The organism is Cellulomonas jepli, assembly GCF_047229345.1.
Taxonomy (GTDB): domain Bacteria; phylum Actinomycetota; class Actinomycetes; order Actinomycetales; family Cellulomonadaceae; genus Cellulomonas_A.
On the sequence record NZ_JBFTER010000141.1, the window covers coordinates 1 to 11,100 of the forward strand.

The following is an 11,100-nucleotide window of genomic DNA, read 5'->3' on the forward strand; positions in this document are numbered from 1 at the left end:
CTCGACGACTGCGCGGCGCGCCTGCTCGCGACGCTCGGCCGCGACGGCGAGGCGGCGACGCGCGCGGCCGCCGCCGCGGAGGCGTTCGGCGTGGCCGGGCACGTGACGGACGCGTCGCACGCGTTCTGGCTCGCGGGCCGCCTGCACGCCGACGCGGGTGCCACGGACCTGGCCGTCGAGCACCTCGAGTCCGCGGTCGAGGGCTTCGGCCTCGTGCGCGACCGGGACCTGCGCGCCCAGGCCGCGGCGCTGCTCATCGACGTCCTGCGCCGGGCCGGTCGCGACCGCGAGGCCGACGACGTCGCGCGGGCGCTCACCGACTGAGCGGCTACGGTCGGGGCATGCTCGTCGCCGCCGCGCTCGTCCCGGACACCGTGCTCCTCGTCCCCGGGGCGTCCGGGCGGACGGACGTGCACGCCGACCTGCGCACCCACGCGCTCGCGGCGGTGCGCGCGGTGCTCGCGTGCGACCTCGGGCGCGTCGTCGTCGTCGCCCCCGGTCGCGGGCTCGACGACGGTGGTCCCGTGCGCGTGACGCCCGGCCCCGTGCGCGCGTCGCTCGCCGCCGCCGGCATCCCGGACGGTGCGCTGCGGTGGCGCGACGCGGTCCGGACGCCGGAGTCCGGCGGACCCGTTGACGCCGGTGCGCCGGACACCGACGGTGCTGCCGCCGGTGCGCGGGACTCCGACGGTGCTGCCGCCGGTGCGCGGAACTCCGAGCCCCTGGACGCCAGCGCCCCGGATCACGCGGCGCCCGCGCCCCCGGCCGTGGGGGTGTCCGCCTCGGTCGCCGTGCTGCTGCTCCGCGAGGCCGGCTGGACTGGACCGGTGGACGTCGTCGAGACGGCCCCTGCGGCCCGCGGCGACGGGGCGTCCGCGTCCCGTCTAGCGGGGACCGGGCGCGCCCTCGCGCCGGACGGCTCGCTCCGCACCGGCCTCGTGGTCGTCGGCTCCCTCAGCGCCCGGCACGGACCCGACGCCCCGCGCGCGGACGACGAGCGCGCACCCGCCTACGACGCCGCGGTGCTCGCCGACCTCGCCGACGCCGGACCGGCCGCGCTCGGGCGCCTCGCCGCGCTCGACCCGAGCCTCGCGGGCGAGCTCGACGTGACGGGCTGGGCCCCCTGGCAGGTGCTCCTCGGTGCGCTGCCCCCGGTCGGCACCGACGACGCGCCGGCCGAACGCCTCGTGACCGCGACCGTGCACGCGGCGGGAGCTCCGCTCGGGGCGCAGCACGTCGTCGCTGCCTGGGTCGTCGCGCCGGACGGGCTCGCCGGGGCCGGCTCCCCGGCGGGGACCACCCGCCCCTCGCGCCCGGAGGACCCGCACGCATGACGCTCGTCGTGACCGTCGTCGGCCCCACGGCGACCGGGAAGTCCGATCTCGCCCTGGCGCTCGCGCACGCGCTCGGCGGCGAGGTCGTCAACGCCGACGCCATGCAGCTCTACCGCGGCATGGACATCGGCACCGCGAAGCTCACCGTGCCCGAGCGCCAGGGCGTGCCGCACCACCAGCTCGACGTGCTCGAGCCGTCGCAGGACGCCTCGGTCGCCGACTACCAGGCGGGTGCGCGCGCCGACGTCACCGCGATCCACGCACGCGGGGCCCGCGCGATCGCGGTCGGCGGCTCGGGGCTCTACGTGCGCTCGCTGCTCGACCACATGGAGTTCCCCGGCACCGACCCGGAGGTCCGGGCGCGGCTCGAGGCCCGGGTCGAGGCGGAGGGCTCGCGCGCGCTGCACGCCGAGCTCGAGGCGCGGGACCCCGTCGCGGCGGCCGGCATCGGGCCGCGCAACGCCCGCCGGCTCGTGCGCGCGCTCGAGGTCATCGAGCTCACCGGGCGCCGCTACTCGGCCAGCCTCCCGCAGCACGTGTACGAGGTGCCTGCGGTGCAGCTCGGCCTCGACTGCGACCGCGGCGTGCTCGACGAGCGGATCGAGCAGCGGGTCGCGCGGATGTGGGAGCACGGGCTCGTCGACGAGGTGCGGGCGCTCGCGGAGCGCGGGATCGGGCGGACCGCGTCGCGCGCCGTGGGGTACGCCGAGGTGCTCGCGACGTTCCGGGGTGAGCTGACCGAGGACGACGCGCGCGCCGCGGTGGCCGCCGGGACCCGCCGGCTCGCCCGCAAGCAGATGGGCTGGTTCGGGCGCGACCCGCGCGTGCACTGGCTCGACGCGCAGAGCCCGGACCTCGTCGCGCGCGCGCTCGCGCTCGTCGCCCGCGCCGACGCGGGGACGCTCGGGCCCGCGACCGACGACCCCGCGCCCCGCCGTAGTCTGGGCTCATGACGAGCCCGGCGACCTCCCGCGAGACCCTCACGGCGCCCGGGGCGGCGCAGCCCGCAGCGCCCGCCGCCCGTCGGCTCGCCGCCACGAAGGGCCACGGCACGCAGAACGACTTCGTCCTGCTGGACGACCGGGCCGGCGCCCTGGACCTGACCCCGGCTCTCGTGCGTGCGCTCGCCGACCGGCGTGCGGGCGTCGGCGGGGACGGCGTCATCCGCGTCGCGCCCAGCGCGTCGCTCCCCGAGGGCGCGGCCGTGCTCGCGGACGAGCCCGCCGCGCACTGGTTCATGGACTACCGCAACGGCGACGGCTCCGTCGCGGAGATGTGCGGCAACGGCGTGCGCGTGTTCGCCGCGTACCTCGCGCGGCTCGGCGCCTGGGACCCCGCGGCCGGGGAGCTCGCGCTCGGCACCAGGGCCGGGGTGCGGCGGGTGCGGCGCGTGGACGCACCCGACGGCGGCGCCCCGTGGTACGCGGTCGACATGGGGCCGTGGGCGCTGCCCGGGGGACCCGAGGCCGCCGCCGCCGGACAGGACGCCGAGGTGCTCGTCGCGGGCGTGGACGTCGCCCGTCCGGCGCTCAGCGTGGACGTCGGCAACCCGCACACCGTCCTGGCGCTCGCGGACGACGCCGAGCTCGCGAGCGCGGACCTCACGCGTCCGCCCACCGTGACGCCGGTCCCGCCGCACGGCACGAACGTCGAGCTCGTGGTGCCGCTCGGGGAGGACACGGCACCCGACGGCACGCTCGTCGGGCGCGTCCGGATGCGCGTGCACGAGCGCGGGGTCGGCGAGACCCGCTCGTGCGGCACGGGGGCGTGCGCCGCGGCGCTCGCGGTGCGCGCCTGGGCCGGTCCGCAGGCCCCCGACGTGTGGGTCGTGGACGTCCCGGGCGGCAGCGTCCGCGTGCGCGTCCTGCCCGACGGGCACGTCGAGCTCGCCGGCCCCGCCGTGCTCGTCGCCGAGGTCGACGTCGACCTGGCCGCGCTCGTCGCCTGACCGGTGCGCGGCTCCCGGCGGGAGAGCACGGGGAACAGCGACCCGCCCGGGCCCGTTGAGCCCGGCGTGGACCTCACGACACCGCCGCCCGCGGCGCACCCCGCCGTCGCGGAGCTCGGGATCACGCCGGGCGCGACGGCGACGTTCCTGCAGCTCTCGAGCCGCTTCTGCCGCCCGTGCCGGGCCGCGCACCAGGTGCTGGAGCGCGTCGCGGCGACGACGCCCGGGGTCGTCCACGTGGACGTCGACGTGACGGACCACCTGGCGCTCGGCGAGCGGCTCGACGTCCGGACCACGCCGACCGTCCTGGTGCTCGACGGGGACGGCGTGGAGCGCGCCCGGGTCGTGGGCGCCCCGACGCTCGCTCAGGCGCGCGCCGCGGTCGCCGGCCTCAGCGTGCGCTGACCCGCAGGACGCGGAAGCCCTTCGCGCTCGCGACGCGCTCGACGTCGGCCGACGCGGCGAGGGTCTCGGCGACCCAGCGCTGGAGCGAGTCGGCCCCGAGGTTCTTCGACACCACGAGGTGCGCCTGCGCGCCGGGGGACAGGCGGGGGAGCCAGCGCAGCAGCAGCGCGTGCAGCTCGGCCTTGCCGACCCGGATCGGCGGGTTCGACCAGAGCGCCGCGAACGTCACGTCGTCGGGCACCTCGTCGGGCGTCACCGCGACGACGTTCGCGCAGCCGAGCCGCTCGGCGTTGCGCCGCACGAGGTCGAGCGCGCGCTCGTTGACGTCGACCGCCCACACCCGCGCCCCGGGCGACGCGAGCGCGAGGGACAGCGCGACGGGCCCCCACCCGCAGCCGAGGTCGAGCAGCTCCCCGGCCGGCGGCGGTGCGGGCACCGAGCGCAGCAGCACCTCGGTGCCGAGGTCCACGTGGTCGGGCGAGAACACCCCGCCCGCGGTCTCCACGTCGACGTCCTGCCCGCCGAGCGTGACGGTGCGCACGCGGCGCTCGTCCGGCGACGCGGGCCGGGCCGTGAAGTAGTGGTCGTTCCCGCTCACGGCGCGACCCTATCCGCCTGCAGCGAATATCCGTCGCGGGGCGGGGAACCGCGTGACACCCTGGAACGAGCACGAGAGACCGACGAGACCACGGACGAGAGGCACCGCGTGAGCGACCCGCAGCACCCCCAGACGCGTGAGGAGACGGCCGACGCCGCCGTGGACCGCCGCAGCGCGCAGGAGGTCGCGGACGACGTCGTGGCACGCGTGCTCGCCCGCGCCGGCACGGCCCTGCACGAGGGCGGCACGGTCCACTCGTCCTTCGACGGCGACCAGCTCGACCTCGAGGAGCGCACGTCGCTGCGCCGCGTGGCCGGCCTGTCGACCGAGCTCGAGGACGTCACCGAGGTCGAGTACCGCCAGCTGCGGCTCGAGCGTGTCGTGCTCGTGGGGCTGTGGGGCTCCGGCACGGCCGAGCAGGCGGAGCTCTCGTTGCGCGAGCTCGCGGCGCTCGCCGAGACCGCCGGCTCGCAGGTCCTCGACGGCATGCTCCAGCGCCGCCGGACCCCGGACCCCAGCACGTTCCTCGGCTCGGGCAAGGCCGCCGAGCTCGCGGGCGTCGTCGCGGCGGTCGGTGCGGACACGGTGATCGTGGACGCCGACCTCGCACCCTCCCAGCGCCGCGCGCTCGAGGACGTCGTGCGGGTCAAGGTCATCGACCGGACCGCGCTGATCCTCGACATCTTCGCCCAGCACGCCAAGTCCCGTGAGGGCAAGGCGCAGGTCGAGCTCGCGCAGCTCGAGTACCTGCTCCCGCGCCTGCGCGGCTGGGGCGAGTCGATGTCGCGGCAGGCCGGTGGACAGGTCGGCGGCGCCGGCGCGGGCATGGGCTCGCGCGGTCCCGGTGAGACGAAGATCGAGCTCGACCGCCGGCGCATCCGCGACCGCATGGCGAAGCTGCGGCGGGAGATCGCCGCGATGGAGCCCGCCCGGCAGACCAAGCGCGCCTCCCGCAAGAAGCACGGCATCCCGTCGGTCGCCATCGCGGGGTACACCAACGCGGGCAAGTCGTCGCTGCTCAACCGGCTCACCGGCGCGGGCGTGCTCGTCGAGAACGCGCTGTTCGCGACGCTCGACCCGACGGTGCGGCGTGCCGAGGCCGCCGACGGGCGCGTGTACACGCTCACGGACACCGTCGGCTTCGTGCGGGACCTGCCGCACCAGCTCGTCGAGGCGTTCCGGTCGACGCTCGAGGAGGTCGCGGACGCGGACCTCGTGCTGCACGTCGTCGACGCGTCGCACCCGGACCCCGAGAGCCAGATCGCGGCGGTGCGCCACGTGTTCGCCGACATCCCGGGCGCGATGGACGTGCCCGAGGTGATCGTGCTCAACAAGGCGGACCTCGCGGAGCCCGAGGCGCTCGCCCGCCTGCGCTCGCGCGAGCCGGGGTCGATCGTCGTCTCGGCGCGCACCGGCGAGGGCGTCGAGGCGCTGCAGGCGCTCATCGCGGACCAGCTGCCGCGCCCGAGCGTGACCGTCGACGTCGTGATCCCGTACGACCGCGGGGACCTCGTGCACCGCGTGCACCTGCACGGCGAGATCGACTCCGAGGAGCACACCGAGGCCGGGACCGCCCTGCGCGCGCGCGTCGACGAGACGCTCGCCTCGGAGCTGTCGGCCGCGGCGGTCCGCTCGGCGTGACCCGGGCGCCGTCGTCCGGAGGGGCGACGGCGGCCGGGCAGCCGCTCGGTGACGGCTCGGCCGACCCGGGGCGACGCGACGCCGGCGCCCACCGCGCGGCGGCCGGGCGTGTCCGCCCCCGACGACCGGGCCTGTCAGCCCTCCGACGGTAGGAGCTGTCCGACCTGTCTCGGGGCGGGGGCTGTCAGGCCCCCGCACTAGGCTGTCGCGGTGCCCGAGCCCGCCGTCCCGTCCTCCGCCGCGCCCGCGGCGAAGTCCCCGGGCGGGCGCAGCGCCCGAGCCGGTGCGGTCCGCCCGTCGACGGGGCCGGCCTCGGTCGACGAGCTGCTCGACCTCGCGGTCGGCGTGCTCGGCGGCGGCCGGCGCGACGGCCAGCACGAGATGGCGAACGCGGTCGCGGAGACGATCGACTCGGGGAAGCACCTGCTCGTGCAGGCGGGCACCGGCACGGGCAAGTCGCTCGGGTACCTCGTGCCCGCGGTGCGCCACGCGGTGCTCGAGGACGAGCACGTCGTGGTCTCGACGGCGACGCTCGCCCTGCAGCGCCAGGTCATGACCCGGGACCTGCCGCTCGTCGCGCAGGCGCTCGCCCCCCGCCTGCCGCGGCCCCCGCGCATCGCGCTGCTCAAGGGCTGGCACAACTACGTCTGCCTGCACAAGGTCGCGGGCGGCTACCCGGCGGACGAGCCGGGGACGCTGTTCGACCTCGGCGACCACGCGGGTGCGGCGGACCACCCCGCGCCCGAGCCCGGCGCCGCGGAGAGCCCCCGCGGGACCGCGAGCCTCGGCGAGCAGGTCGTGCGGCTGCGCGAGTGGGCCGAGGAGACCGCGACCGGCGACCGCGACGACCTCGTGCCCGGCGTGAGCGAGCGCGCGTGGCGCCAGGTGTCGGTCACGAAGATGGAGTGCCTCGGCACGCGCTGCCCGCTGATCGACGACTGCTTCCCGGAGAAGGCGCGGGTGCTCTCGCGCGAGGCGGACGTGGTCGTGACGAACCACGCGATGCTCGGCATCGCCGCCTCGGGCTCGCCGAACGTGCTCCCGGAGCACGAGGTCGTGATCGTCGACGAGGCGCACGAGCTCACCGACCGCGTGACGGCGCAGGCGACGGCCGAGCTGTCGGTCGCGATCGTCGAGCACGCCGCCCGGCTCGCGCGCCGGCACGGCGGGATCCTGACGACGGACCTGGACGCGGCGAGCGCGGCGCTCGGGTCGGTCCTCGTCCAGCTCCCCGAGGGGCGGTTCCCCGACGGCCTCCCGCCCGGGGCCCTCGAGGCCGTCGCGGCCGTCCGGGACGCGGCGCGCGGCCTGCTGACCGCGCTCAAGCCCGAGCCCGCGGCGGCGAAGGCCGGTGCCGGCGCGGACGGCGGCTCCAAGATGGCGATGTCGACGATGCTCGCGCTGTTCGAGGTCGCCGAGCGGATGGCCGCGGACCCCGACCAGAACCGGCACACCGTGCTGTGGTGCGCGCGTGGCGACACCGGACGCGGCGGGGCCATGACCCGCCTGTACGCCGCCCCGCTGTCCGTCAACGGGCTCATCCGCACGCACGTGCTCGCGGGGCGGTCGAGCGTGCTCACGTCCGCGACCCTCGCGCTCGGGGGGACGTTCGCCCCCATCGCCCGCTCGCTCGGGCTCGAGGGGCGCACCGACGCCGAGCCGCAGGGGCCGCAGCACCTCGCGTCGTCCGACGCCGAGGACCTCGCCGCACGCGTGGACGCCGACGTCGCGACGGGCTCCGGCGACACGCTCGCCGTCCGCGCCCCCGCACCGCCCGGGACGCCGCCGCCCGGCGACCCGCTGCCGTGGCGCGGGCTCGACGTGGGCAGCCCCTTCGACTACCCACGCCAGGGGATCCTCTACATCGCGCGGCACCTCCCGCCGCCCGGGCGCGAGCCGGCGACCGACGCCCAGCTCGACGAGATCGCCGCGCTCATCGAGGCGGCCGGAGGGCGGACGCTGGGCCTGTTCTCCTCCCGACGGGCCGCCGACGCGGTCGCCGCGGCGATGCGCGAGCGGCTCGACGTCCCCGTGCTCGCGCAGGGCGAGGACCAGCTGCCGACGCTCGTGCGGGACTTCGCCGCGGACGAACGCACGTGCCTGTTCGGGACGCTCTCGCTCTGGCAGGGCGTCGACGTCCCGGGGCCGGCGTGCCAGCTCGTGCTGATCGACCGCATCCCGTTCCCGCGCCCGGACGACCCGGTGCGCTCGGCGCGGTCCGAGGCCGTCGCCGCGTCCGGCGGGAACGGCTTCATGGCGGTGTCCGCGACGCACGCGGCGCTGCTCCTCGCCCAGGGCGCGGGCCGGCTCATCCGCGGCGTCGACGACCGCGGGGTCGTCGCGGTGCTCGACCCGCGGCTCGCGACGGCCCGCTACGGCGACTTCCTCACCCGGTCGCTCCCCGGCTTCTGGCGGACGACCGACCGGGGGGTGGTCGAGGCCGCGCTGCGCCGCCTCGACGGACGGGTCGGCACCACCACGAGCAACTAGCCTGGTCGCGACGCCCACGGGTGTCGGGGCCGCGGGGGCCCACCGGTGAGGAGGACGCGTGAGCGAGAACGACGGGGACGACCTGGGACTGACCGGGGTCACCGCAGGGCAGGTGCGACGGACCAGCAAGCTCGCGATCGTCGGGGCGGGTGCGGTCGGCTCGACGATGGCCTACGCGGCGCTGATGCGCGGTGCGGCACGCAGCGTCGCGCTCTACGACATCAACAAGGCGAAGGTCGAGGCCGAGGCGCTCGACCTCGGGCACGGCATCCAGTTCATGCCGATGGCCGAGGTGGTCGGCTCGGACGACATCGAGGTGTGCACCGGCGCGGACGTCGTCGTGGTCACGGCCGGGGCGAAGCAGAAGCCCGGCCAGAGCCGCATCGACCTCGCCGAGGCGACGATCTCGCTCGTCGGCAAGATCCTCCCGCCGCTGGTCGAGGTCGCGCCCGACGCCGTCTACATCATGGTCACCAACCCGGTCGACATCGTCACGTACGCGGCGCTGCAGCAGTCCGGCCTCCCGCCGACGCAGATGTTCGGGTCCGGCACGGTGCTCGACTCCTCGCGCCTGCGCTACCTCATCGCCAAGCAGACGGGCGTCGCGGTGCAGAACGTGCACGCGTACGTCGCGGGCGAGCACGGCGACACGGAGCTCCCGCTGTGGAGCTCCGCGACGATCGGGGCCGTGCCCCTGCTCGAGTGGAACGGCATCAACGGTCGCGGGCCGCTCACCTCGGAGGTGCGCGACGGGATCGCGCGCGAGGTCGTCGAGTCCGCGTACCGGATCATCGAGGGCAAGGGGGCGACGAACTACGCGGTCGCGCTCGCCGGGTCGCGGATCATCGAGGCCGTCATCAAGGACGAGCAGCGCATCCTGCCGGTCTCGTCGCTCCTCGACGGCTACCACGGCATCCGCGACGTGTGCCTCTCCGTCCCCGCCCTCGTGGGTCGTGAGGGCGTCGGCGAGCGGCTCGAGGTCCCGATGTCGGCCGACGAGCTCGCCGGGCTGCGTCGCTCGGCCGAGACGCTGCGCGCGGTCGCCCGCCGGTTCGGGTTCTGACCGGGGAGCGCACCCCGTCGTACGAGGACGGCCGCCCGGTCCGCTGAGTGCGGGCGGGGCGGCCGTCGTCGTTGGCGGGCTAGTCCGAGCGCGCGCAGCGCCGGGCGGGCGCGCGATGCGGCCGGGCGGGCCAGGCGCGTGATGCGGCCGGGCGGGCCAGCGGCTCGACGCGGCCGGGCGGGCCAGGTGCGTGATCCGGCCGGGCGGGCCAGGCGCTCGACGTGCCCGCTCCGGCCAGCCGTGCGACGCGCCCGCGCAGGTCAGCAGTCGGGCCCGTTCGTGCTCGTGCGGCGCAGGGTCCTGCTCGTGCGGCCCAGGGTCCTGCTCGTGCGGCGCGGGGCCGCACGAGCACGGCGGTGCCCGGCTGTCAGAGGCTGCGCAGCACGCTCACGACCCGGCCGAGCACCTGGGCGTCGTCGCCCGGGATGGGGGCGTACGCCGCGTTGTGGGGGAGCAGCCACACGTGCCCGTCGGCGCGCTTGAACGTCTTGACGGTCGCCTCGCCGTCGATCATCGCGGCGACGATCTCGCCGTTCTCGGCGACGGGCTGACGCCGCACGACGACCCAGTCGCCGTCGCAGATCGCCGCCTCGACCATCGAGTCACCCTGGACCTTGAGCAGGAACAGGTCGCCGTCGCCGACGAGCTGGCGCGGCAGCGGGAAGACGTCCTCGACGACCTGCTCCGCGAGGATCGGCCCACCGGCCGCGATCCGGCCGACGACGGGGACGTAGGACGGTGCCGGTGCCGAGTCCCGCGCCGCGCTGTCCTCGTCGCCCAGGCGGGCCGACGCCGTCGCGGTGACGCTCGGTGCCGACCACGGGGCGACGCCGCGCGAGTCGTCCGGCTGCACGACCTCGATCGCCCGGGGACGGTTCGGGTCGCGGCGCAGGTAGCCCTTGCGCTCGAGCGCCATGAGCTGGTGCTTGACGCTCGACGGGCTCGTCAGCCCGACCGAGTCGCCGATCTCGCGCATGCTCGGGGGGTAGCCGCGCGACTCGACCGACGTGCGGATCGTCTCGAGGACGAGGCGCTGGCGCGCCGTGAGCCCGTCGCCGTCCGGGGCTCCGTCGGGCAGCGTGTGCACGGACGCCAGGCCGTCACGGGCTGCGCCGCCCGTGACGTCCACCCTCTCCTCGGTCCCGCGCTGCTTCGCCACCGTCGCCTCCAGATGTATCGGTGCTGGCCAGCGCCCGTGTCAGTGCCTCGTGGTGCGCTGTCTCCTGCGACGTCAGCCTAGGGGAGCAGGGGTGACGGATCAAACATCTGTTCGAGCGTGTCTCGACATCCCGCGACGCGGGGTGGTAGAACCGTACAAGCGTTCGACGAACACGTGTTCGAACTCGCGCGGGGAGCGCGGGGTCGACGAGGGAGGGTGGACGGCATGGGTGCGATGGTGATCTCCACGGCAGTGCGCGGCTCGGACGTGCGCAGCGGGAGCGCAGCAGCACGGGCGCGCGAGGCGTGGTTCGCCGCACAGGACGTGCAGGCCACGGTGGTCCCGACCCCGCGCCGTCCGCGGCCCCTCGCGCCGGCGCATGGTGCTCCGACCCAGGCCCGCCCGACGCGCGACGGTGCGCGGACGCGGGTTGGCGCTGGGCCGGTGCGCGCCGCTGCGGGA

9 protein-coding genes and 1 pseudogene are annotated in these 11,100 nt (G+C 76.6%); 8 read left to right on the forward strand and 2 right to left on the reverse strand.

The features are described from left to right. The 5 genes and pseudogenes from AB6N24_RS21475 to AB6N24_RS21495 all read left to right on the forward strand — a co-directional run. A pseudogene (locus AB6N24_RS21475) lies at window positions 1–324 on the forward strand (hypothetical protein); the annotation flags it as partial. 17 nt (window positions 325–341) lie between these two features. Then, entirely contained in the window at window positions 342–1,334 is a 993-nt protein-coding gene (locus AB6N24_RS21480) for a class III extradiol ring-cleavage dioxygenase family protein (protein ID WP_412871398.1), read from the forward strand. Continuing rightward, window positions 1,331–2,287: a tRNA (adenosine(37)-N6)-dimethylallyltransferase MiaA gene (gene miaA, locus AB6N24_RS21485; RefSeq protein WP_412871399.1), complete on the forward strand. Its 957-nt coding sequence runs from the start codon at window positions 1,331–1,333 to the stop codon at window positions 2,285–2,287. Before AB6N24_RS21480 ends, miaA begins: the two co-directional genes overlap by 4 nt. Continuing rightward, the gene (dapF, locus tag AB6N24_RS21490; RefSeq protein ID WP_412871400.1) at window positions 2,284–3,282 is read left to right on the forward strand and encodes a diaminopimelate epimerase; all 999 of its coding nucleotides are present in this window, start codon (window positions 2,284–2,286) and stop codon (window positions 3,280–3,282) included. Before miaA ends, dapF begins: the two co-directional genes overlap by 4 nt. A gap of 66 nt (window positions 3,283–3,348) precedes the next feature. Next, window positions 3,349–3,687, forward strand: coding sequence for a TlpA family protein disulfide reductase (locus AB6N24_RS21495; RefSeq protein ID WP_412871401.1), 339 nt, complete (start codon window positions 3,349–3,351; stop codon window positions 3,685–3,687). Here AB6N24_RS21495 and AB6N24_RS21500 read toward each other — a convergent pair. Then, complete coding sequence (locus AB6N24_RS21500; protein ID WP_412871402.1) at window positions 3,674–4,285, reverse strand: class I SAM-dependent methyltransferase; 612 nt, start codon at window positions 4,283–4,285, stop codon at window positions 3,674–3,676. The two genes, AB6N24_RS21495 and AB6N24_RS21500, sit on opposite strands and share 14 nt — an antisense overlap. A gap of 108 nt (window positions 4,286–4,393) precedes the next feature. Here AB6N24_RS21500 and hflX point away from each other — a divergent pair, with 108 nt between their 5' ends. The 3 genes from hflX to AB6N24_RS21515 all read left to right on the forward strand — a co-directional run bounded on the left by hflX (window position 4,394) and on the right by AB6N24_RS21515 (window position 9,479). Next, window positions 4,394–5,926, forward strand: coding sequence for a GTPase HflX (gene hflX / locus AB6N24_RS21505; protein WP_412871403.1), 1,533 nt, complete (start codon window positions 4,394–4,396; stop codon window positions 5,924–5,926). Window positions 5,927–6,136: 210 nt separating this feature from the next. Further along, the gene (locus tag AB6N24_RS21510) at window positions 6,137–8,416 is read left to right on the forward strand and encodes an ATP-dependent DNA helicase (RefSeq protein WP_412871404.1); all 2,280 of its coding nucleotides are present in this window, start codon (window positions 6,137–6,139) and stop codon (window positions 8,414–8,416) included. A 58-nt stretch (window positions 8,417–8,474) separates the two neighbouring features. Continuing rightward, entirely contained in the window at window positions 8,475–9,479 is a 1,005-nt protein-coding gene (locus AB6N24_RS21515) for an L-lactate dehydrogenase (protein ID WP_246056469.1), read from the forward strand. A 367-nt stretch (window positions 9,480–9,846) separates the two neighbouring features. Here the strand turns inward: AB6N24_RS21515 and lexA are convergent, their stop codons facing one another. Further along, window positions 9,847–10,575: a transcriptional repressor LexA gene (gene lexA, locus AB6N24_RS21520; protein ID WP_412871405.1), complete on the reverse strand. Its 729-nt coding sequence runs from the start codon at window positions 10,573–10,575 to the stop codon at window positions 9,847–9,849. Window positions 10,576–11,100 lie beyond the last annotated feature (525 nt).